Annotated in this window: 19 protein-coding genes; 11 read left to right on the top strand and 8 right to left on the bottom strand. The window is 69.5% G+C overall.

The window, feature by feature from the left end:
• Positions 1–24: 24 nt before the first annotated feature.
• From BMW85_RS08640 to kce, 10 genes are all read left to right on the top strand, one after another.
• On the top strand, positions 25–978 hold the full coding sequence (locus BMW85_RS08640) for a LacI family DNA-binding transcriptional regulator (RefSeq protein WP_091079147.1): 954 nt from the start codon (positions 25–27) through the stop codon (positions 976–978).
• A 213-nt stretch (positions 979–1,191) separates the two neighbouring features.
• Positions 1,192–2,151, top strand: coding sequence for a carbohydrate ABC transporter permease (locus BMW85_RS08635; RefSeq protein WP_091079144.1), 960 nt, complete (start codon positions 1,192–1,194; stop codon positions 2,149–2,151).
• A complete protein-coding gene (locus BMW85_RS08630) occupies positions 2,135–3,004 on the top strand; it encodes a carbohydrate ABC transporter permease (protein WP_091079142.1) in 870 nt (289 codons plus the stop codon). The genes BMW85_RS08635 and BMW85_RS08630 overlap by 17 nt, the downstream gene beginning before the upstream one ends.
• Positions 3,005–3,051: 47 nt before the next feature.
• A complete protein-coding gene (locus BMW85_RS08625; RefSeq protein WP_143082145.1) occupies positions 3,052–4,338 on the top strand; it encodes an ABC transporter substrate-binding protein in 1,287 nt (428 codons plus the stop codon).
• 8 nt (positions 4,339–4,346) lie between these two features.
• Complete coding sequence (locus tag BMW85_RS08620) at positions 4,347–5,627, top strand: Gfo/Idh/MocA family protein (protein ID WP_091079137.1); 1,281 nt, start codon at positions 4,347–4,349, stop codon at positions 5,625–5,627.
• A complete protein-coding gene (locus tag BMW85_RS08615) occupies positions 5,617–6,663 on the top strand; it encodes a dienelactone hydrolase family protein (protein ID WP_091079134.1) in 1,047 nt (348 codons plus the stop codon). The genes BMW85_RS08620 and BMW85_RS08615 overlap by 11 nt, the downstream gene beginning before the upstream one ends.
• Positions 6,664–6,906: 243 nt before the next feature.
• Positions 6,907–8,643, top strand: a complete 1,737-nt coding sequence (locus BMW85_RS08610) for a helix-turn-helix domain-containing protein (protein WP_091079133.1) — start codon at positions 6,907–6,909, stop codon at positions 8,641–8,643.
• Between the two features lie 119 nt (positions 8,644–8,762).
• On the top strand, positions 8,763–9,689 hold the full coding sequence (locus tag BMW85_RS08605; RefSeq protein ID WP_218155717.1) for a 3-hydroxyacyl-CoA dehydrogenase family protein: 927 nt from the start codon (positions 8,763–8,765) through the stop codon (positions 9,687–9,689).
• 51 nt (positions 9,690–9,740) lie between these two features.
• Positions 9,741–11,063: an MFS transporter gene (locus BMW85_RS08600; protein ID WP_091079130.1), complete on the top strand. Its 1,323-nt coding sequence runs from the start codon at positions 9,741–9,743 to the stop codon at positions 11,061–11,063.
• Between the two features lie 27 nt (positions 11,064–11,090).
• Positions 11,091–12,020, top strand: a complete 930-nt coding sequence (kce, locus tag BMW85_RS08595) for a 3,5-dioxohexanoate:acetyl-CoA acetone transferase (protein WP_218155716.1) — start codon at positions 11,091–11,093, stop codon at positions 12,018–12,020.
• Positions 12,021–12,044: 24 nt separating this feature from the next.
• On the opposite strand, the gene BMW85_RS48185 is transcribed toward kce, so the two are convergent.
• The 7 genes from BMW85_RS48185 to BMW85_RS08565 form a co-directional block, all read right to left on the bottom strand.
• Entirely contained in the window at positions 12,045–12,293 is a 249-nt protein-coding gene (locus tag BMW85_RS48185) for a hypothetical protein (protein ID WP_143082144.1), read from the bottom strand.
• An 85-nt stretch (positions 12,294–12,378) separates the two neighbouring features.
• Positions 12,379–14,148 carry an ABC transporter substrate-binding protein gene (locus BMW85_RS08590; RefSeq protein ID WP_091079125.1) on the bottom strand — a complete coding sequence of 590 codons (1,770 nt, stop codon included), beginning with the start codon at positions 14,146–14,148 and terminating at the stop codon, positions 12,379–12,381.
• Between the two features lie 18 nt (positions 14,149–14,166).
• Entirely contained in the window at positions 14,167–14,442 is a 276-nt protein-coding gene (locus BMW85_RS08585; RefSeq protein WP_091079124.1) for a DUF2160 domain-containing protein, read from the bottom strand.
• 4 nt (positions 14,443–14,446) lie between these two features.
• Positions 14,447–15,268, bottom strand: coding sequence for a carbohydrate ABC transporter permease (locus tag BMW85_RS08580; protein ID WP_091079121.1), 822 nt, complete (start codon positions 15,266–15,268; stop codon positions 14,447–14,449).
• A gap of 5 nt (positions 15,269–15,273) precedes the next feature.
• A complete protein-coding gene (locus BMW85_RS08575) occupies positions 15,274–16,149 on the bottom strand; it encodes a carbohydrate ABC transporter permease (RefSeq protein WP_218155715.1) in 876 nt (291 codons plus the stop codon).
• A complete protein-coding gene (locus tag BMW85_RS08570) occupies positions 16,146–17,267 on the bottom strand; it encodes an ABC transporter ATP-binding protein (RefSeq protein WP_091079117.1) in 1,122 nt (373 codons plus the stop codon). The genes BMW85_RS08575 and BMW85_RS08570 overlap by 4 nt, the downstream gene beginning before the upstream one ends.
• Positions 17,260–18,306, bottom strand: a complete 1,047-nt coding sequence (locus tag BMW85_RS08565; RefSeq protein WP_177240557.1) for an ABC transporter ATP-binding protein — start codon at positions 18,304–18,306, stop codon at positions 17,260–17,262. The genes BMW85_RS08570 and BMW85_RS08565 overlap by 8 nt, the downstream gene beginning before the upstream one ends.
• Positions 18,307–18,790: 484 nt before the next feature.
• On the opposite strand from BMW85_RS08565, the gene BMW85_RS08560 reads away from it, so the two are divergent.
• Entirely contained in the window at positions 18,791–20,068 is a 1,278-nt protein-coding gene (locus BMW85_RS08560) for an ATP-binding protein (protein WP_245774697.1), read from the top strand.
• Between the two features lie 559 nt (positions 20,069–20,627).
• Here the strand turns inward: BMW85_RS08560 and BMW85_RS08555 are convergent.
• Positions 20,628–22,142 carry an alpha/beta fold hydrolase gene (locus BMW85_RS08555; RefSeq protein WP_091079110.1) on the bottom strand — a complete coding sequence of 505 codons (1,515 nt, stop codon included), beginning with the start codon at positions 22,140–22,142 and terminating at the stop codon, positions 20,628–20,630.
• Positions 22,143–22,221 lie beyond the last annotated feature (79 nt).

The raw sequence follows: 22,221 nt of genomic DNA, 5'->3' as shown, positions 1-22,221 counted from the left end.
GCGGTTGCGTTAGGGTGGGCATTTGTGACAGTGACGATTCGTGATGTGGCCCGGGCGTCCGGCGTGCATGTGTCCACGGTGTCGCGGACGTTCTCCGCGCCCCACATGGTCAACGCCGCCACCCGTAGCAGGGTGCTGACGGTGGCCGAGGAGCTGGGCTACCGCCCCAACCGGGCGGCGCGGGCGCTCACGACCGGGCGCACGCACAACCTCGGGCTCATCGTGGCCGACATCGCCAACCCGTTCTTCCCCCCGCTGATCAAGGCGGCGCACGCGGCCGCCAGGCAGCGCGACTACCACCTGTTCGTGGCCGACACCGACGAGGAGCCGGCCGCCGAGGAGGAGCTGATCCAGGCGTTCTCCAAGCAGGTGGACGGCGTGGTGCTGTGCAGCCCGCGCTCCTCCAACAAGGTGCTGGAGCGGCTGGCCGAGCGGGTGCCGTTCGTGGTCATCAACCGGCGGCTGCGCGGCGCGGCCACCGTGCTGATGGACGTCGGCCACGGCGCGAGGCTCGCGGTCGAGCACCTGGCCGGGCTGGGGCACCGCCGTGTCGCCCTGGTCACGGGGCCGGCCGGCTCGTGGACGAGCGACGAGATCCGCACCGCCGCCGAGCAGGTGCCCGGCGTCGAGCTGGTGGTGATCGGGCCGAACCCGCCGACCGAGCGGGGCGGGTTCGGCGCCGCCGAGCGGGTGCGCGAGTCGGGGGCGACCGGCGTGCTCGCCTACAACGACCTCGTGGCCATCGGGCTCATCGAGGGGCTCGGCGATCTCGGGCTGGAGGTGCCGGGGGACGTCTCCGTGGTGGGGATCGACGATATCGTTCCAGGACGGCTCAATCGGCCCAAGCTGACCACTGTGGCCATGCCGACGGCCGCCGCCGGCCGGCTGGCGGTCGATCTGCTCATCCAGGAGGTGGCCGCCACGACGTCGCTGGAGACCCGGCTGGTCGTCAGGGACTCGACCGCAGCGCCACGATAGCGTGCCTGCTGCAACCGGTTGTACTAACCCAGAAGCAAATTCGTCTGACTTCTCCGGAGGGCACCCGTGTCACCTGCGGAAACGCTGTGGCGATATATCGGTAACGGCTATGTAACGCCTGCAAAGGGTTGACGTAACTTTCCCGGCAGCTATAGGAAAGCGCTATCCATTCACATTTCGCCGGAAGGTCCGTGATGACGAATGAGTTCCGTCATGGCTGACTCGGTGGCGGTGAAGCCCCGGAAGGCGGCGAGTCCACCCGCGCAGGGCGGTCACCGCTCCACCCAACGTTCCCGCCGCGAGGCGCGGGCGGCCTACCTCTTCCTGGCGCCCTGGTTCCTCGGCCTGCTCGTCATCACGATCGGTCCGATCTTCGCCTCTCTCTACCTCTCCTTCACCGACTACAGCCTCCTCCAGGAGGCCAAGTGGATCGGGATGGACAACTACGTCAGGATGTTCACCGAGGACCCGAGGTTCATCGCCTCGCTCAAGGTGACCACCATCTACGTGGTCGTCTCGGTCCCGTTGCAGTTGGCCTTCGCCCTCGCGCTCGCACTGGTGCTCGACCGCGGGCTGCGCGGCCTGTCGTTCTACCGCTCGATCTTCTACCTGCCCTCGCTGCTGGGCGGCAGCGTGGCCATCGCCATCCTCTGGCGCAAGGTGTTCGGCGCGGACGGCCTGGTCAACGCGGTGCTCGGGATCTTCGGCATCGAAGGCCAGGGCTGGGTGGGCGACCCCGACACCGCGCTCGGCACGCTGATCCTCCTGCACGTCTGGACGTTCGGCGCCCCGATGATCATCTTCCTGGCCGGCCTGCGCCAGATCCCGTCGAGCTACTACGAGGCAGCGGCGGTGGACGGCGCGGGCGTGCTCCGGCAGTTCAAGTCGATCACGATGCCGCTGCTGACGCCGATCATCTTCTTCAACCTCGTGCTGGAGATCATCAAGTCGTTCCAGTCGTTCACGCAGGCGTTCATCGTGAGCAACGGCAAGGGCGGCCCCGCCGACTCGACGCTGTTCTACACCCTCTACCTCTACCTCAAGGGCTTCAAGAGCTACGACATGGGCTACGCGGCCGCGATGGCGTGGGTCCTGCTGCTCATCATCGCGGCCCTCACCGGGGTGAACTTCCTCGCTTCCAAGTATTGGGTCTTCTATGGCGACGACAAGTAGGCGGCCGGTCCCGGTCCTGTTCCGCCCGCTCCAGGGCGGACCGCTGGTCAAGCACGTGCTGCTGATCGGCTTCGGCCTGGTCATGTTGTACCCGCTGCTCTGGATGATCTCCAGCTCGCTCAAGCCGGAGGAGCTGATCTTCCGGGAGCCCGGCCTGCTGCCCAGCACGGTCACGCTGGAGAACTACACCGAGGGCTGGTACGCGCTCAAGCACCCCTTCGGCTACTACCTGTGGAACTCGGCCGTGATCACCGCGCTGTCGGTGGTGGCGAACCTGGTGGCCTGCTCGCTGGCCGCGTACGCCTTCGCCCGGCTGAACTTCCCGCTGAAGAAGCTCTGGTTCGCCCTCATGCTGGGCACGATCATGCTGCCGCACCACGTGGTGCTCGTGCCGCAGTACATCATGTTCTCCGAGCTCGACCTGATCAACACCATCTGGCCTCTGGTGATGCCCAAGGTGCTGGCGACGGACGCGTTCTTCGTCTTCCTGATGGTGCAGTTCATCCGTACACTGCCCAGAGAGTTGGACGAGGCGGCCGAGATCGATGGGGCGGGATACTGGCGGATTTACCTCAGGGTCGTCATGCCGCTCTGCCTGCCGGCTCTGGCCACGACCGCGATCTTCACGTTCATCTGGACGTGGAACGACTTCCTCAGCCAGCTTCTTTACCTCAACAACCCGGACAACTTCACCGTTCCGGTGGCACTTCGTACGTTCCTGGACTCCAGCAGCGACTCGTCCTGGGGGCCGATGTTCGCCATGTCGATCCTCGCGCTGGGGCCGATCTTCGGTTTCTTCCTGGTCGGTCAGAAGTACCTGATCCGCGGCGTGGCCACCACCGGCCTGAAGTAGTCCTTTCCCCCCACCCCCCAACAGAACACCCCCTAGGAGGTAGAGCCGTGAGCTCTGGCAAGAAGATGTGGTCGGCGGCGCTGCTGGCCACCGCCGTGCTGGCGGTCACCGCGGCGTGCGGCAGTGGCGGCAGCGGCGGTGAGACCGCCGACGGCAAGATCAAGCTGCGCTTCTCCTACTGGGGCAGCGACGCTCGGCAGAAGATGACCGAAGAGGCCATCAAGAAGTTCGAGGCCAAGAACCCCACCATCGACGTCGAGGGCGAGTTCTCCGACTTCGCCAGCTACTACGAGACGCTGTCCACGAAGGTCGCCGGCAACGACGCGCCGGACGTGATCACGCTGGAGATCCGCGGCCTGCGCGAGTACGCCGACCGCGGCACGCTGGCCGACCTGGCCAGCAAGGTCAACACGGCCGACATCGACGCCAAGGTCCTGTCCACGGGCGCGATCGACGGCAAGCAGTTCGCCATCCCGACCGGCGTCAACGCCTTCTCGCTGATCGTCAACCCGGCCGCGGTCGAGAGCAGCGGCGCCAAGCTGCCCGACGACACCTCGTGGACCTGGGACGACTTCGTGCAGTTCGCCTCGAAGATCACCTCGGGGAGCGGTGGCAAGCAGATCGGCACCCAGCTCAGCTGGAACCCGGCCTACCTCCAGATCTACGCCGCGCAGAAGGGCGAGCCCTTCTACAACGGCAACAAGCTCGGCCTGAGCCCTCAGACCGTCAAGGACTGGTGGGGCATCATGCAGAACCTGATCAAGACCAAGGGCGCCCCCGAAGCCGCCAAGAGCTCCGAGATCGGCGCCACCAGCATCGACCAGTCGCTGCTCGGCACCAACACCGGCGCGATGGGCATGTGGTGGAGCAACCAGCTCGGCGCGGCGGCGAAGGCGTCCGGCCAGAACCTGGAGCTGCTGCGCATGCCGAAGGTCCAGGGCGCGAGCACCGGCGGCATGTTCCTGCAGCCCGCCATGTTCTACACCGCCTCCTCCAAGTCCGCGCACGCGGCCGAGGCGGCCAAGTTCATCGACTTCATGGTCAACGACCCGGAGGCGGGTCAGATCATCCTCAGCGACCGCGGCCTGCCCGCCAGCTCCAAGGTGCTGGCGGCGGTCAGGGACAAGCTGCCGGACGCCGACAAGAAGACGCTCGACTTCCTCGACAAGACCCGCGGCGAGATGTCCGACCCGCCGGCCGCCCCGCCGAAGGGCGCCAGCGCCATGGAGGACATCCTCACCCGGTACTCCGAGGAGGTCATGTTCGGCCGGATGACGCCTGACGACGCCGCCCAGAAGTTCATCACGGAGGCGAACGCCTCCATCGCCGGCTAAGGAGAGACATGAGGTACGCGTTCGTCGGGCTCGGGCACCGCGCGCAGATGTACGTCGACGCGCTGCTCGGAGAGTGGCGTGACGCCGGCACCATCGTCGCCCTGTGCGACCTCAACCGGACCCGCATGGACTACTACGTCGAGCGGATCGGCCAGGAGGTGCCGTGCTTCGCGCCCGACGAGTTCGACAAGGTGCTCGAGCTCGCCGACGCGGTCATCGTCACGACCGTCGACGCCACGCACGCCCGCTACGTGTGCGCGGCGCTCGACGCCGGTCGGGACGTCATCGTCGAGAAGCCGCTCACCGTGGACGCCGAGGGCTGCGCGGCCATCGCCGCCGCGGCCGAGCGCAGCAGCGGCAAGCTGATCGTCACGTTCAACTACCGCTACTCGCCGCGCAACTCCGCGGTGCGCCGGCTGCTCATGGAGGGCGCGATCGGCGAGGTGACCTCCGTGCACTTCGAGTGGACGCTGGACACCATCCACGGCGCCGACTACTTCCGCCGCTGGCACCGGCAGCGGGCCAGCTCGGGCGGGCTGCTCGTGCACAAGTCGACCCACCACTTCGACCTGGTCAACTGGTGGCTCGACGCCGCGCCCGAGCTCGTCTTCGCCCAGACCGACCTGCGTTTCTACGGCGCCGGCAACGCCAGGAAGCGCGGCCTCGACGAGCGCCCCGAGCGAGGGCAGGGCGCTCCGGGGCTCGGCTCGGACCCGTTCATCCTGGACATCTCCGCCGACCCCCGGCTCAAGCGCCTCTACCTGGACGCCGAGCACGAGGACGGCTACGTCAGGGACCAGGACGTCTTCGGCGAGGGCATCGACATCGACGACAACATGTCGGTGCTGGTGCGCTACACCAACCGGGCGGTCCTCACCTACTCGCTGCACGCCCACGCTCCGTGGGAAGGCTACCGGGTCGCCTTCAACGGCACCGCCGGGCGGCTGGAGCTGGACGTCGTCGAGCGGGAGTGGACGCCGCCGCACGCGGCCGTCGACCCGAGCGCGGCGGCCAAGGAGCACGCCACCGGCTCGTCGGAGCGGCTGCTGCTGCGGCGGCACTGGAGCGAGCCCGAGGAGATCCCCATCGAGAACGGCGCGGGCGGGCACGGAGGCGGCGACCGGCTGCTGCTGAACGACGTCTTCCGCGGGCCGGACAACGACCCGCTGGCCCGCCAGGCGGGCTACCGCGACGGCATCCGCAGCGTGCTCACCGGCGTCGCCGCCACCGTCTCCGCCCGCACGGGCGCCCCGGTCCACCTGTCGGACCACGGCACCCGTGTCAGCTGAGCTCTTCCGGGAGCTGGCCGGGGTCGCCGGGGCGCAGTTCGGGGTCTACCCCGAGCCCGGTCCGGGGCTGCGGGCGGCGGCACGGGACGCGATGGGGGTGCTCGACCTGCGCGCCGGTGACGTGCGGGTCGAGCGCTCCTGGACCGACGGCGACCTGTACGGCGAGGAGCTGTCCTGGTCCGTCGGCTTCGGCCCGCGCACCCGCGCCTTCCTCCTCAAGCCCGCGGACGCGACGGGTCCACTCCCCGGCGTGGTGGCGCTGCACTGCCACGCCGGCATGAAGTGGGCCGGCAAGGAGAAGATCGCCGACGCCCCCGAGGGCCCGTCCCCGGAGGTCGCGAGACTGCGCACGGAGCTCTACGGCGGCCGGGCGTTCGCCAACGCCCTGGCCCGCCGCGGCTTCGTGGTCCTCGCGCACGACGTGTTCGTGTGGGGCAGCCGCCGCTTCCCGCTCGACCTCCCGCCGGGCCCGGAGAGCGAGGCCGACCGCTACGACGCGGCCGCCCGCGACCACGAGCACGTGGTGGCCAAGCACTGCGCCGTGCTCGGCACCTCGTTCACCGGCGTCGTCGCCGGCGAGGACCTGGCCGCCGCGGCGTACCTGCGCTCCCGTCCCGACGTGTCGAGGACCGGCTGCGCGGGCCTGTCGGGCGGCGGCCTGCGCGCCGGGCTGCTCGGCGCGTTCGACGAGCACATGGACGCGGTCGTGGTGGCCGCGATGGCCAGCAGCTACCGCGACCTGCTGGACGGGCACGTGGCCCGGCACACCTGGATGTTCTACCCGCCGGGCCTGCCGCGCCTGGCCGACTGGCCGGACCTGGTGGCCGCCCGCGCGCCCGCCCCCCTCATGGTCCAGTACGCCACCCGCGACGAGTTGTTCCCCGCCGCGGGCATGCGCCGCGCCCACGAGACGATCACCGCCCGCTACCGGGACGCGCCCGGCGCGTACGAGGCGGTCTTCGCCGACGTGCCGCACAGCTTCGACGTGCCGATGCAGGACCGGGCCTTCGACTGGCTGGCCGGCGCCCTCGCCTAGGAATGTGATCAAGCCGTTGGCCGCGGTGCCAGGGGATCCCGTCCCCGAGCACGTACCGTCGCCGTCGAGCGTCGCACAACGCGGAGCCGTTACGGTCCCGGATGCCGTTTGACATGCTTGGTAGCTTGTCGGCCGAGGCGTCCCAGCGGGGAGCCCCGGAAGCGACACAGCGGAGATCGGCGGGTGACCACGATGGCTCCCGACAGGCGACGCCCCAGGCCGAGACGCCTGGACCAGGAGGCCATGGATCCTGGACGGCGCGATCGAGCGCTGCACTCCCTGTTCGCCAGCGCCCGCGCCCTGACGGCCCTCGGCGAGCCCGACGAGGTGCTGGCGGCGATCGTCAAGCACGCTCATGACCTCGTGGGCACCGACTTCACCTATCTATCGGTCATCGACGAGAACGGAAACCTCAGCCTGCGGGCCCACGAAGGGGTTTTCTCCTCGGTGTTCCGTACCGCTCGCGTCCCCATCAGCACGGGGGTGGGCGCCAAGGTCATCGAGTCGGCGGCTCCGTACTGGACCGTCGACTACCTGGCCGACGAGACCCTGGACCACGACCCGGGTTTCGACGAGGTGGTCCGTACCGAGGGCATGAAAGCGCTGCTGGGCGTGCCGTTGCTGGTCTCCGGGGCGGTCGTCGGCGTGCTGTACGCCGCCGACAGGCAACGGCGCTCCTTCGCCGGTGACGAGGTCGGCATGCTGGCCGCGTTCGCGGACCACGCGGCGGTCGTACTGGAGAACGCCCGTCTCTATCAGGAAGCCCGCCGCGCGCTCGACGACCTCCGCCAGGCCTACAGCACCATCGAGGCCCAGGTGGAGACCATGCGCCGCGCGGCGGCGATTCATGAGGACCTGACCCGGCTGGTGCTCGACGGCGGTCACGCCGGGGAGGTCGCCGAGATGCTCGTGGCGCACCTCGGAGGCCGGGTCACCGTCTACGACAGGACCGGACAGATCCAGGCATCGCGCTGCGCGCAAGGTCCGGCCGAGGCGTCGTCCCCGGTCTCCTCGGCGGTGTTCGCTGAGACGCGCCGCGCGGGACGGCGCCGCGAGCACCTCGACCCGGACGGCCGCAGGCACCAGATCGTCGCGGTTCTGGCCGGTGAGACCCTTCTCGGCCATGTGGTGCTCACCAGGGCAGAGCCGATCACCGACGCCGAGGAGGACACTCTCGAACGCGCGGCGCAGATCGTCGGCCTGCTCACGCTGACGCAGGAGGCCATGGTCGAGGCGGAGAACCGGGTCAGGGGCGAACTCCTGACCGAGGTTCTGCGCGGGCACACGATCGACGACGGGCTCCGGGCCCGGGCTTCGGCCCGGGGCGTGGATCTGGACCGGCTGACCGGCCTGATCATCGCCGACGCCGGCGCGGAGCGCGTGGCGGAGATGGGGCGCCGCCTGCACGCGATGGCGGAAGACTGGCAGGGGCTGGCAGGTGAGCACCTGGGCTCGGCCGTCATGTTGCTCACCGCGGAAGACGTCCCCGCCGCGGCACGTGCCGTCCATCGGCGGTTGAAGGCGGAGACCGAAGCGCCGGTGCTCGTCGTGTCCGGCCGGGCGACGGACCGGCCCGACTGGGTCGCCACCTTCACCCTGACCGCCCGCTGCCTTTCCGTGGCGAAGGTCCTGGGCGACGCGGACCGCGCCGTGAGCACGCAGGACTACGAGCTGTACGCCCTGGCCTTCGACCCCGCGCGCGACAAGGAGCTGAGGCACTTCCTGTCCAGCACCATCGGGCCGCTGCTGGACTACGACCGGCGCCGGTCCACCGATCTGCTGCCGACGCTGGCCGCGTATTTCGACGCCTCGGGAAACGTCGCCCAGGCCGCACGGCATCTGCACGTCCACGTCAACACGATGCTGAAGCGCCTCGACCGGATCAGCGAACTCTTGGGCCCCGGCTGGCGCGACCCCGAGCCCGGCCTGCGGATCCATCTGGCGGTACGCCTGCACAAGCTGTCTCGGTCGAGCCGATAAGGAAGCTCGCACCCTTGTGCGGTGCACACACCATCGGTTGCCAAACGGTGGAAGACCTTTCCATTCCCGGGCGATGAGCCCGCACTGGAGGATGGAGAACAGCTGGAAGGGAGAAACCGATGGTCAACACCCTGCCCGACATGGTGGAGGACACGCGGGTCGCGGTTATCGGTGCCGGCCTGATGGGGCACTCGATCGCGGGGGTGTTCGCCGGTGCGGGGTCTCAGGTGTCGCTCTTCGACACGCACGAGCCCGCGCTGCGGCAAGGGCTGGCCGACATGAGACGGCAACTGCTCGATCCCGAGGCCGCCGACGGCGTCAGGATCTGCTCCGAGCTTCCGGCCGCCGTAGCCGCCGCTCACCTGGTCATCGAGGCCGTCCCAGAGCGGCTGGAACTCAAGCAACGCATCTTCGCCGAGGTCAGCGACCTTGCTCCCGAGGCGGTCATGGCGACCAACACGTCGGTCCTGAAGATCGCCGAGGTCGGCCGGAGGGCCGACCGCCGCCGGGTTCTCGGCACCCACTGGTTCAACCCGCCCCACCTCGTCCCGCTGGTCGAGGTGGTCGAGTCGGATGCGACGGATCCGGCCTGCGTGGCATGGGTGATGGGCGTGCTGCGGCAGGCGGGGAAACTGCCGGTGCACGTCCGGCGGGACATCCCCGGCTTCCTCGGCAACCGCCTTCAGCACGCCATGTGGCGCGAGGCGCTGCACCTGGTCGAGACCGGCGCCTGCGACGCCGAGACGATCGACCTCGTCGTACGCAACGGCTTCGGTCTGAGGCTGCCCGCCATGGGCCCGATCGAGAACGCCGACTACGTCGGCCTCGACCTGGTGCTGGCCGTCCACGAATACCTGTTCCCGCACCTGAGCCGCGACGAGGAGCCCAGCCGCCTGCTCCGCGAAGCCGTCGACGCCGGACGCCTGGGCGCCAAGACCGGGGCCGGCCTCCTCACCTGGCCGCCCGGCCGGCAGGACGAGGCCAGGAAGCGGCTCGACGCCCAACTGACGGCCGAGAACGACAACCCGGCCGCCCCGCGAGACTGAGCGGTCTTCCCCCAGGCCCTATCACCCAGGCAAGCATGTAAGAGGTCTGTCATGAGCACACCCCCCGACACCCCCACGACGCCGGCCGCCTATCTCACCGGGACCCGGCAGGTGTGGGCACGGTTGATACCGGTCATTCTCCTCGCGTACGTACTCAACTTCCTGGACCGGACGAACATCGCGCTGGCCAAGAACCACCTCGAAGTCGACCTCGGAATCTCGGCCGCGGCCTTCGGCCTCGGCGCCGGCCTGTTCTTCCTCGCCTACTGCACGCTCGAGATTCCCAGCAACATCATGTTGCACCGGGTGGGTGCCCGCCGCTGGATCAGCCGGATCGTCATCAGCTGGGGAGCCATCTCCACGCTCACCATGTTCGTGCAGAACGAGACCACCTTCTACATCATGCGGTTGCTGCTCGGCGTCGCCGAAGCAGGGTTCTATCCCGGGATGCTCTTCTACTTCACGCTGTGGTTCGCCCCTCGGGATCGGGCCATCGCGATCGGCGTCCTGCTCATGGCGCCACAGGTCGCCACCGTCTTCGGCAGCCCACTGGGTGGCGCGCTGATGACTCTGGACGGCAACCTGGGGCTGCACGGCTGGCAGTGGATGCTCCTTCTGGAGGGCCTGCCCACCGTGCTCTTCGGCTTCTTCCTGTGGTTCTACCTGCCGGACGGCCCCGCCGACGCGCGCTGGCTCAAGGCCGAGGAGAAGCAGGCCCTGCTCGAAGCCACGGGCGACGGCCAGGCCGCCGATCATTCCGTACGTCGCGCGCTCAAGTCGGTCTTCTCCAGCGGCGCCCTGCTCCTGATCGCGGTCATCTACTTCGTCACGCAACTGTGCGTGTACGGCATCACGTTCTTCATGCCGAGCATCATCGAAGCCGCAGGTGTCAAGGGGTCCTTCCAGATCGGCGCCATGGCCGGCCTGCCCGCCATCGGCGCCCTCATCGGCGTCTACGTCTATCCCCGCCTGTACCGCGCCTACGGCAGGCCGATCCTCTTCGCCGCCGTCGCCATGGCGGGCGCCGCGGTGGCCACGTACGTGGCGTCGGCCAGCGGCGTCGCCGGAGCCTTGGTGTCGCTCGCCGTCATGCAGTTCTTCGTCACCGGCACCGCGCCCGTGCTCTGGTCGGTGGCCATGAGCCGGATGAGCGGGGTGCAGTCGGCCGCCGGCCTCGCCATGATCAACTCCATCGGCCTGCTCGGCGGCTTCTTCGGCCCGAACCTGTTCGGGATCGCCGAGAGCCGGACCGGCGATCCGGCCAGCGCCATCCTGCTTCTCACCGGCGCCTGCTGCCTGGCCCTGGTCGCCGTGGCGGTGCTACGGCGACTCGTCGGCAAGGACGCGGCCTCAGCCAGGGCCGTGGAGGCCTGAGTTGCGACTTCTCGGGAGGTGGCCGTCGTGGCCGCACGCAAAGTAATCATCACCTGCGCGGTGACCGGGGCGATCCACACGCCGTCGATGTCCAGGTTCCTCCCCGTGTCGCCCCAGGAGATCGCGGAGGCCGCCATCGGAGCGGCGGAGGCGGGGGCGGCCGTCGTACACCTGCACGCCCGCGACCCCCGCGACGGCCGGCCCTCCCAGGACCCCGCTCACTTCGCCCCTGTCCTTGAAGCGATCAAGCGCAACAGCGACGTGGTGATCAACCTGACCACGGGCGGCGCACCCCACATGGGCGTCGACGAACGGTTGCGCCCGGTCGCCGAGTTCAAGCCGGAGCTCGCCTCCCTGAACATGGGATCCATGAACTTCGGCCTCTTCCCGATGCTGGAGAGGTTCAAGGAGTTCGAGCACGACTGGGAACGCCAGGCGCTGGAGAACAGCCGCGACATCGTGTTCAGGAACACCTTCGCCGACATCGAACGCATCCTCGACCTCGGCAGCGGCAACGGGACCAGGTTCGAGTACGAATGCTACGACGTCTCCCACCTGTACAACCTGGCCCACTTCCACGACAGGGGCCTGACCCAGGGGCCCCTGTTCGTGCAGTCGGTGTTCGGGCTGCTGGGCGGCATCGGCCCGCACCCGGAGGACGTCCTGCACATGCGGCGGACCGCGGACCGGCTGCTCGGCGACGCCTACACCTGGTCCGTCCTCGGAGCCGGCCGGCACCAGCTCCCGCTGGCCAGTATGGGGGCCGCCATGGGCTCCAACGTGCGGGTCGGCCTGGAGGACTCGCTGTGGCTGGGCCCAGGACGGCTCGCCGAGAGCAACGCGCACCAGGTCGAGCGCATCCGAACCATCCTGGAGTCGCTGAGCCTCGAAGTCGCCACGCCGGACGAGGCCCGCCGGCTGCTCGCGCTCAAGGGCGGGGACCGCGTCGGCTTCTGACCTCGTCCAGAGGCCGGGGCCGGGTCAGGCCCGCGTGGCCACGCAGGCTCCGGCGGTGGGCTCCAGCACGAACAGCCGTGCGGCCGGCGGGGCCGACTCTCCACGAAGGATCGATCTCGTTCCGTCAGCTGTGGAATGTCCGGCCGGAACCTCACCTTGGGCCAGGGCTGGATGGGCTTCGTCGAAGATGTCCGCTGCACTCGCGGCGCGACGTGGTTCGATGCGGCCGAACCGGCCGGCGATCGGGGTCATCAGCTCGTTGAAGATGACCACCAGCCGTCAGGGTCTCACGGCCACCGCACGATCTTTTGTTGTCTTCACGAACTCCGAATGATCACGCGGTGGCCGGCGCCCTCGCCTAGTTGCCGCTCTTCCACTGGGCGAGGAGCTTGTCGTAGTCGACGGTGGCCGGCTTGCCGCGCTCGTCGGCCAGCTTGGCCACCGGCGCGCCCGGCTGGTCCAGCCACTGCTGGGCGGGCTGCTCGGGGTTGAGCTTGGGCGCGCAGGCGCCGCCGTAGCCGACCCGCTCCAGCCGGGACAGGATCTCGTCCTGCTGCTTGGCGAGGTTGTCCATCGACTGCTGCGGCGTGGTCTCGCCGGTCACGGCGGTGGCCACGTTCTGCCACCAGAGCTGGGCCAGTTTGGGGTAGTCGGGGACGTTCGTCCCGGTGGGGGTCCACTGCTTGCGGGCGGGGGAGCGGTAGAACTCGATGAGGCCGCCGTACTTCTTCGCGTTGTCGTCGAAGTACGCGCTCCTGATGTCGGAGTCCCTGATGAAGGTCAGCCCGGTGATCGTCTTCTTCAGCGACACCGTCTTGGACGTGACGAACTGCGCGTACAGCCAGGCGGCGGCCCGCCGCTCCTTCGGGGTGTTCTTCAGCAGCGTCCACGAGCCCGCGTCCTGGTAGCCGAGCTTATGACCCTCCTTCCAGTACGCGCCGTGCGGGCTCGGCGCCATCCGCCACTTCGGCGTGCCGTCGGCGTTGACGACCGGCAGGCCGGGCTTGGTCAGGTCGGCGGTGAACGCGGTGTACCAGAAGATCTGCTGGGCGATCGCGCCCTGCGCGGGCACCGGGCCCGACTCGCTGAAGTTCATGCCCGCGGCCTCCTTGGGCGCGTACTTCTTCAGCCAGTCGATGTACTTCACCAGCGCGTACACCGAGGCGGGGCCGTTGGTGTCGCCGCCACGGGTGACGGACGAGCCGACCGGGCGGCAGTTCTCGACCCGGATGCCCCAGTCGTCCACGGGCAGGCCGTTGGGGATGCCGGGGTCGCCGTTGCCCGCCATCGACAGCCAGGCGTCGGTGAAGCGCCAGCCCAGCGACGGGTCCTTGCGGCCGTAGTCCATGTGGCCGTAGACCTTCTTGCCGTCGATCGTGCCGTCGCCGTTGACCTTGTTGGTGAAGAAGTCGGCGATGTCCTCGTAGGCCGCCCAGTTGACCGGGACGCCGAGGTCGTAGCCGTACAGGTCCTTGAACTGCTTCTTGATCGCCGGATCGGTGAACCAGTCGTAGCGGAACCAGTAGAGGTTGGCGAACTGCTGGTCGGGGAGCTGGTAGATCTTCTTGTCCGGGCCGGTGGTGAAGCTGATGCCGATGAAGTCGTTCAGGTCGAGGGTGGGCGAGGTGACGTCCTTGCCCTCGCCGGCGATGTAGTCCGACAGCGGCAGCACGTACGTGCCGCGCGAGTGGGTGCCGATGAGGTCGGAGTCGTTGACGTAGGCGTCGTAGATGTTCTGGTTGCCCTGGATCTGGGTCTGGAGCTTCTCGATGACGTCGCCCTCCTGGATCAGGTCGTGCTTGATCCTGATCCCGGTGATCTCGGTGAACGCCTTGGCGAGCTGCTGGGACTCGTACTCGTGGGTGGTGATCGTCTCCGACACGACGTTGATCTGCATGCCCCGGTAGGGGGCCGCGGCCTTGATGAACCAGTCCATCTCGGCGAGCTGCTGGTCCTTCGACAGCGTGCTCGGGGTGAACTCCCGCGTCACCCACCGCTGCGCCGCCGCCTTCCCGTCGGCCTCACGGAAGTCGCTCGACGGCCGCTGCGCGCCCTGCGCGCAGGCGGTGGCCGCGAGGACCAGCGCGGCCAGTGCCGCGGTGACGGACCTGCCTGCCCGATGCGTCATCGCTGGGCTCCTCTCCTGTCAGCCCCATATCCCGATCACGACCACCACGAGGACCGCGCAGCCGAGCGCGAGCCACATGGACAGGTCGGTGACGGCCATCCAGCCGACCAGTACGACCGCCGCGCCGATCAGCCCGATGTAGAGCCGGTCGCCGCGGTCGGTCTCGATGCGCAGAAAGCCCCGCCTGGCCACGGGAGGGGAGAAGTGGCCCCAGACCGTCATGACGACCAGCAGCAGCGCCAGCCCGGCGAACACCAGCGCCGTCGGCGGGGTCCACACCATCCACTCGAACATCCGGCTACACCCTCCCCAGCGCGAAGCCCTTGGCGATGTAGTTGCGCACGAACCAGATGACGACCGCGCCGGGCACGATCGTGAGCACCCCGGCGGCGGCCAGCAGCCCCCAGTCCACCCCGGCCGCGCTGACCGTCCTGGTCATGGTCGCGGCGATCGGCTTGGCGTCCACCGACGTGATGGTCCGCGCGATCAGCAGCTCCACCCAGCTGAACATGAAGCAGAAGAACAGCGTCACGCCGATCGCCGAGCGGATCAGCGGCAGGAAGATCCGGACGAAGAAGCGCGGCAGCGAGTAGCCGTCCACGGCCGCGGTCTCGTCGATCTCGCGCGGGATGCCGGACATGAACCCCTCCAGGATCCACACCGCGAGCGGCACATTGAACAGCATGTGCGCGACGGCCACGCCGAGATGCGTGTCGAACAGGCCCACGGCCTGGTAGATCTGGAAGAACGGCAGCAGGAACACGGCGGGCGGGGCCATGCGGTTGGTCAGCAGCCAGAAGAACAGGTGCTTGTCGCCGGCGAAGCGGAAGCGCGAGAACGCGTACGCCGCGGGCAGCGCCACGACCAGCGACATCACCGCGTTCATCGAGGTGTAGACGATCGAGTTGAGATAGCTCGAATACCACGACGGGTCGCCGAAGAAGGTCTGGTAGTTCTCGAACGTCACCCGCTGCGGGATCAGCGAGAAACTGCCGAGGATGTCCTCGTTCGGGCGGATCGACATGCCGAACATCCACAGCAGCGGCAGCATGAGGGTGGCCACGTACAACCAGAAGACCGTGCGCGCCCAGGGGAGCCGCCCGCCGGTGGTCCGCGCCATCGCGCTCACCTCCCCGACCTGGTCAGCGCGGTGAAGAAGACGTAGCAGAGGATCTGCACGACGAGGAAGTAGATCAGCGAGAACGCCCCCGCAGGCCCCACGTCGAACTGCCCGACGGCCATCTTCGACAGCAGGATGCTGAGGAACGTCGTCGCGTTGCCAGGACCGCCGCCGGTCACCACGAACGGCTCGGTGTAGATCATGAAGCTGTCCATGAACCGCAGCAGGATCGCGATCGTCAGCACCCCGCGCAGCCGCGGGAGCTGGATGTGGCGGAACGTCGCCCAGGCCGAGGCCCCGTCGATCTGCGCGGCCTGGAAGTACGGCTGCGGGATCGACCGCAGCCCCGCGTAGGCGAGCAGCGCGACGAGCGGCGTCCAGTGCCACACGTCCATGACGAGGATCGTGATCCAGGCGTCGGTGGAGTCGAGCGTGTAGTTGTAGTCCACGCCGAGCAGGTTGGCGACCGTCCAGCCGCCGAGGCCGATGTCGGGGCGGGCGAAGATCTGCCAGATCGTGCCGACCACGTTCCACGGGATGAGCAGCGGCAGCGCCACCAGCACCAGCGCCACCGACACCCAGACCCCGCGGCGCGGCATCGCCACCGCGATCGCCACCCCGAGCGGGATCTCCACCAGCAGCACCTGGGCGGAGAACAGCAGCGTGCGGACGAACGCCTCGCGGTTCTCCGGCCGCCGTACGGCCTCGTAGAACCAGTCGAGGCCGACGAACACCCGGTCGGTGGGGCTGAAGACGTCCTGGACGGAGAAGTTGACCACGGTCATCAGCGGGATCACCGCCGTGAACGCCACCGACACGACCACCGGCAGCACCAGCAGCCAGGCCCGGTTGGCGCGGCGCCGCGGATCGGGCCGCGTCACGCCGCCCCCTTTCCGGTGAGCGGCCCGAGCGAGCCGCATCTGACCTGGTCACGGAAGAGGAACGCGCGCTCCGGCGGGAAACGCAGGCACACGGCGGCGCCCGGCTCGTACGCGGTGCCCGCCTCGGTCCTGGCCACCACCGGATGCTCGCCGACCAGGGCGTGGACCAGGTCGTAGGCCCCCATGCGGTCCACGCCGGAGACGCGGGCCGGCACGCCGGGCGCGGCGCCGAGCTCCACGAACTCAGGCCGCACCCCGATCCGTACGGGGCCGGGCGGCAGCTTCTCGCCGTCGGCCAGGGCCGCTTGAGCGGCGGTGTCGGGCAGGGCCGCGCCGGCGTCGGCGCCGGCCACCCTGACCACGCCGCCGGCGATCTCGGCGGGCAGCATGTTCATGCCGGGCGAGCCGATGAAGTGCCCGACGAACTCGTGCGCCGGCGACAGGAACAGCTCGGCCGGCTCGCCCGCCTGCACGATCGCCCCCTCGTTGACCACCACGACCTCGTCGGCGAAGGTCAGCGCCTCGGTCTGGTCGTGGGTGACGTAGATCAGCGTGTGCCCGGTGTCGCGGTGGATCTCCTTGAGCTTGCTGCGCAGCGTCCACTTCAGCGCCGGGTCCACGACGGTCAGCGGCTCGTCCAGCAGCACGGCCGCCACCTCGTGCCGGACCAGGCCCCGGCCCAGGCAGACGATCTGCTGGCGGCCGGGGTCGAGGCGGCGCGAGCGGCGGCCGAGCACGGGGTCGAGCCCGAGCAGCCGGGAGACCTCGCGCACCCGCCGGTCGATCTCCTGCTTCGGGCGGCGGCGGTTGCGCAGCGGGAAGGCGAGGTTGTCGTAGACGGACATCTCCTCGTACAGGACGGGGAACTGGAAGACCTGCGCGATGTCGCGGCCCGCCGTGGGCACGCCGGTGACGTCCCGGCCGTCGAACAGCACCCGGCCCTCGGTGGGCGTGAGCAGGCCCGAGATGATGTTGAGCAGCGTCGTCTTGCCGCAACCGCTGGGGCCGAGCAGCGCGTACGCCCGCCCGCTCCGCCACGTCCACGTCGTCGGCCGCAGCGCCCACGTCCGGCCGCCGTCGTAGCTGTGGGCGACGCCCTCCAGCCGGATGTCAGCCATGCAGGTCGACCTCCGCCCCGGAGAGCGGCAGCCGGTCGCCGCCCTCGTCGAAGACGAGGACGTGCGCGGGGTCCACGTACGCGCGGGTGGCCTCGCCCGGCTGGAACCGCCACGTGCCCGGCAGATGGGCGACCAGGTGCCGCTCGCCGCGCAGCAGCAGGTGCAGGAACGTGGCGCTGCCGGTCACCTCGGCCAGCCTGATCTCGGCGGGCAGCTCCACCGCGCCAGGGCCACGGGGGGCGAGGGTGACCTGGTGGGGGCGGATGCCGAGCAGCACCCCGCCCTCCGCGCTCCGGCCCTCGCGTACGACGCCGGGCAGCAGGTTGAGCGGGGGGTCGCTGAGCGTGGCGGCGACGGCGAGCGTGGGCGGGCGGGCGTACATCGCGGCCACGTCGCCGGTCTCCAGCACCCGGCCCTCGCCGAGCACCACCGTGGGCGCGGCGAACGTCAGCGCCTCGGCGGGGTCGGCCGTGGAGTAGAGCACGACGCCGGGCGCGTCCGCGAAACGGGCCTTGAGGTCGGCGCGGAGCTGCTCGCGCAGCTTGAAGTCCAGGTTGGCGAGGGGTTCGTCGAGGAGCAGCACGTCCACGGGGCGGGCCAGGGCGCGGGCGATGGCGGTGCGCTGCTGCTGGCCGCCCGACAGCTCGGCGGGGCGGCGGTCGAGCAGGCCGGCCAGGCCCATGAGCTCGGCCACCTCGCGCACCCGCCGGTCGATCGCGGGGCCACGGAAACGCCCGTCCAGGCGGAGCGGCGAGGCGATGTTCTCGTAAATCGTGAGCGACGGATAATTGATGAACCGCTGATAGACGAAGGCGATAGATCTGTTCCGGACGGAAATCGAGGTGACGTCCTTTCCGGCGACCAGGACCCGGCCGGAATCGGGGGGCTGTAATCCCGCGACGACCCGCATCAAGGTCGTCTTACCCGAGTTCAGCGGCCCGATCAGGGTCGTCAGTCCGGTGCCGGTTTCCAGTCGGATGTCGTCGAGCCAGATTTCTCCGCGCTGGCGTACGGAGACGCGATCGAGAATCAGCGTCACGTTCCCCGGTCCTCTCTGCTCGCCTCCATCTAACATGATCTGAAAATGCGTGCAAGGGCGGCGTTAAAGGTCCGGGCAACGGTGAACGGAAATGGCTATCGCGCGGCCGGCGTCGTGCCCGATCGCCGCGCCGCGGCGCTCACGCCGGAGCCCCCCGTTGATCCGGGAGGCCAGACGGCGATCCGCGCCGGTCGCCAAACCGGCCGGCCTGCGCCCCTCGCGCCCTGCCACCCTGTCGCCGGCTGACCGCATCGCATGGCGGCTTCGCGCCTATGTTGCTAACATGAATGTTACTAAGATCGATGTTAGTAACCTTGTTGTTAGTCTGCGTTCTGGGGGTGAGATGGCAACCTTCGTAGGGAGGCGGCGCGAGCTCGAGGCGCTGGATCGCGAGCTGAGCAAGGTGACGGCTGAGGTCGGTGGGGAGCGGCCCGGTCGGTGCTTGATGCTACGAGGCCGACGCCGGGTGGGTAAGTCGCGGTTGGTGGAGCGGTTCGCCGAGAGGTCTGGTGCGCCCTTCCTTTTCTACGCCGCCACAGGGGCGTCGCCGGAGGCGGACCTGGAGAGACTCAGCCGGGACGCGCAAACGTCCACCCTTCCGTTTGCGAATCTCCTGTCCGCCGCCCGTCCGGCGAGCTGGGATGCCGCCTTCGACGTACTGGCGGCGGCACTACCACAGGACCGGGCGAGTGTGGTGGTTCTGGACAAGGTGCCTTATCTGATGGACGAGGATGGCGCCTTCGAAGGCATGCTTCAGCGAGCCTGGGACCGGGCGCTGGAGACCAAGCCGGTTCTGCTGGTTCTCATCGGCTCCGACCTGTCGATGATGGAGGCGCTCAACAGCTACGGACGCCCATTCCATCAGCGCGGTCGGGAGATGGTGCTGGGTCCGCTCAACCCGGCGGAGGTGGGCGAGATGCTCGGCCTTGAGCCGGCCGCGGCCTTCGACGCGGCATTGATCACCGGTGGACTGCCCCTGATCTGCGCAGAGTGGCCGCACGGTGCGGGAATGTGGGATTTCCTGCGCGCGTCACTCAGCGATCCGGTCTCGGCCCTGCTGGTGTCGGCGGAGCGTTCGCTCGCTGCGGAGTTCCCCCAGCAGGTGCAGGCCCGCGCTGTCCTCTCAGCGATCGGCAGCGGTGAGCGGAACTTCACCAACATCGCCCGCGCCGCCGGCGGGATCGGGGCGACCCCGCTCCATCGGGCGCTGGAGCTTCTCACGGACAAGCGGGTCATCGCGGCAGAGCTTCCTGTTTCGACTCGGCCCTCGAAGGACCGCCGCTACCGGGTCAAGGATTCCTACCTCCGCTTCTGGCTGAAGCTCCTGGGTCCGGCGATGGAAGAGATCGAGCGGGGCCGAGGTGACCTGACGCTGCGCCGCATCCGCGAGAACTGGACCAACTGGCGCGGCAGGGCCGTCGAACCTCTGGTGCGCGAGGCGTTGGCACGGCTGCTGCCCGACGCGAACCTTCCCGCCGCCCCCGTCATAGGTGGTTACTGGACCCGTACCAACGATGTGGAGATCGACATCGTGGGAGCGGACCGTGGGCCGATCGCCAAGGAGTTGCTCTTCGTCGGCTCGGTGAAGTGGCTGGAGAACTCCCCGTTCGACCGGCACGACCTCGCGGCGCTGCACCGGCACCGCGCCGCGCTCACGTCGGATCCCGTCCCGGTGGTCGCCGCCTCGCGCAGCGGGACCGACTGCAAGGGGCTCGACGCCGCGTACGGTCCGGCGGAACTCCTTGCGGCGTGGTCCGCCTGAGCGGACCGGGCCCCATGTCCCTGAGCGCCCTTGCCGAGCCTGGTCACGCTCTTGCACCCGCTCATGTAGGGCCCGTCCTTGAGGTTGAGCGAGCCCTTCATCACGCCGTAGCCGCCGTCCAGGTTGGAGATGGCGGGAGCACTGCACCGACCGGGCATGCCGGCCGCCGACGCGGCCGGCCTGTACACGAGTGTCCCCGCCATGACCGCGCCGACGGCCGCCAGCACCCCTGGAATCCTGGTCCTCCACCGCATGTTGCCCCCTTCGTCGGGTGATCGACTGGTGATCCTCATGGCGGGGCGGAGGGTGTTGAGACGGCGTTGAGGATGTGTCGAGTCGCGTCACCTGTGGTGGTGGGCCGCGATCGTGCGGGACACCTCGTCCTCCGTGCCTCTCGTATGTCCCCTGATCATGGTCTTACGGCCGCATGCGAGCACCGTCAGCTGCCTATCAAGGTCCGGGAAGCAAAAGACCTGCGGCTGAGAAACCGCAGGTCAGAGAGCAAATTTCCTGGTCGAGATGAGTGCCCCCAGCAGGACTCGAACCTGCGGCACCCGCTTTAGGGCAGCGGGACCCCCTCACACGTACGCACCCGTCGGCCGGTCTCGAAGAAGGCGACCACCGCCGCCACGCAGTCCGGCGTCCGCAGCCCCGAGCCGTGCACGTCGTCGTCCACGGTCACCACGGTCCCGCCGACGGCCGCCCGCATGTCGAGCGTCCACTGGTACGGCGACGGGCTCTCGTGCAGGTGACCCGACAGCACCAGCGGCCCGCCGCCGTTCCGCAGCCGGACCTCACGGACCGGCAGCGGCCAGCCCGCGCAGCCGGGGACGAACGCCGTGGCCTCGCCGGTCACCGGATACCGCGTCAGCCGCTCCTGGTAGGCCCGCCACGCCGACTCGAACGTGCGCGGCCCGGAGTCCTCGTTGCAGAAGTAGGCGATGTTCGCCGGCTTGTTGCCCCGCTCGGGCGCGCCGGCCGGCGGAGCGGGCCGCTCGCCGCCCGCCAGCCTCTTGAGCGTGGGCGGGGCGTCCGGGCCGGTGGCCGTCACCAGCTCCTTGAACACCTGCGCGGTGTCCGGCCAGGCGGGGCTGGGCTGGCTCGCCGCGTCGGCGATCATCCGGCCGTCCACGGTCAGGTCGATGTCGGTGAAGGTGACGGGGTCGGCGGCGAAGCGCTCACGCAGCCGGGTCAGCGCCTCGACGACCTCGGCCTGGGTGTCGCCGAAGCCGTACGTGTCGTCCCGCGCGGCGACCCAGGCGGCCATGCGCCGGAAGTCGCGGTCGGCGGCGCCCGCGCGCACCTCGGTGAAGACGTCCATCCTCGGCACCGTGAGGGCCACGCTGTCCAGCCACATGGCCCGCACCCGGTCAGGGAACAGGCTGCGGTAGACGGCGCCGAACCAGGTGCCCCACGACACCCCGAGGAAGGCGATCTTGCGCTCGCCGAGCGCGGCGCGGAGCCGGTCGAGGTCGCGGGCCGCGTTCGCGGTCGTGAGCTGGCCGAGGAGACCCGGGTCGGTGGCCGCGCACGCCTTGTTGGCCGCGACCGTCGCCGCGTAGACCGCGCGGGCCTGCTGCTCGGTGACCGGGCCGGGCGGCGGGGGCCCCTGCTCGGGCGGCCGGCAGGCGGCCTTGGTGCTGTAGCCGGTGCCGCGCGGGTCGAGGCCGATGAGGTCGTAGCGCTCGTTCAGCTTCATGCCGCCCATGACCAGGTCGATCGGCATCAGGTAGCCGCTGCCGCCGGGACCGCCCGGGTTGACCGCGAGGCTGCCGAGACGGCGGGCCCGGTCACTCGCCCGAAGCCGGGTGAAGGCGATGGTGATCTGCTTGCCGCCGGGGTCGGCGTAGTCCTGCGGGACGGCCAGCGTGCCGCACTCGGTGCGGCCGTAGAGCGCGCGGAACTTCGCGAACTCCTTGTCGGGCACGCCGAGCGAGCGCAGCACGTCGTCGGAGTAGGCGGGGCACTCGTGCCAGGTCACCGACGGCTGCCGGGACGCGGGCGCGGCGGCGTGGACGGGGGCGGCGAGCGCCCCGAGCGCCAGGGCGCCGGCCAGTAAGGTCCGGAGAATCATGGCTCAAGGCTGGCCCCGGGGGCCGCCGCGGACCTCCCCCACGAGTGGGGGACGGCCCCCTCCTTCAGGGGATCCCCTC

It is taken from the genome of Nonomuraea wenchangensis (genome assembly GCF_900111685.1).
Taxonomy (GTDB): domain Bacteria; phylum Actinomycetota; class Actinomycetes; order Streptosporangiales; family Streptosporangiaceae; genus Nonomuraea; species Nonomuraea wenchangensis.
The sequence above is the reverse complement of the archived record's forward strand: the minus strand, read 5'-3'. Positions and strand labels throughout refer to the sequence as shown.

What these genes read in the sequence shown, in the direction of transcription:
- BMW85_RS08635 (WP_091079144.1), top strand. Translation starts at nt 1,192, where the DNA reads ATGGCTGACTCGGTGGCGGTGAAGCCCCGGAAGGCGGCGAGTCCACCC.
- BMW85_RS08630 (WP_091079142.1), top strand. Translation starts at nt 2,135, where the DNA reads ATGGCGACGACAAGTAGGCGGCCGGTCCCGGTCCTGTTCCGCCCGCTC.
- BMW85_RS08620 (WP_091079137.1), top strand. Translation starts at nt 4,347, where the DNA reads ATGAGGTACGCGTTCGTCGGGCTCGGGCACCGCGCGCAGATGTACGTC.
- BMW85_RS08610 (WP_091079133.1), top strand. Translation starts at nt 6,907, where the DNA reads ATGGATCCTGGACGGCGCGATCGAGCGCTGCACTCCCTGTTCGCCAGC.
- BMW85_RS08605 (WP_218155717.1), top strand. Translation starts at nt 8,763, where the DNA reads ATGGTCAACACCCTGCCCGACATGGTGGAGGACACGCGGGTCGCGGTT.
- BMW85_RS08600 (WP_091079130.1), top strand. Translation starts at nt 9,741, where the DNA reads ATGAGCACACCCCCCGACACCCCCACGACGCCGGCCGCCTATCTCACC.
- BMW85_RS08590 (WP_091079125.1), bottom strand. Translation starts at nt 14,148, where the DNA reads ATGACGCATCGGGCAGGCAGGTCCGTCACCGCGGCACTGGCCGCGCTG.
- BMW85_RS08585 (WP_091079124.1), bottom strand. Translation starts at nt 14,442, where the DNA reads ATGTTCGAGTGGATGGTGTGGACCCCGCCGACGGCGCTGGTGTTCGCC.
- BMW85_RS08580 (WP_091079121.1), bottom strand. Translation starts at nt 15,268, where the DNA reads ATGGCGCGGACCACCGGCGGGCGGCTCCCCTGGGCGCGCACGGTCTTC.
- BMW85_RS08570 (WP_091079117.1), bottom strand. Translation starts at nt 17,267, where the DNA reads ATGGCTGACATCCGGCTGGAGGGCGTCGCCCACAGCTACGACGGCGGC.
- BMW85_RS08555 (WP_091079110.1), bottom strand. Translation starts at nt 22,142, where the DNA reads ATGATTCTCCGGACCTTACTGGCCGGCGCCCTGGCGCTCGGGGCGCTC.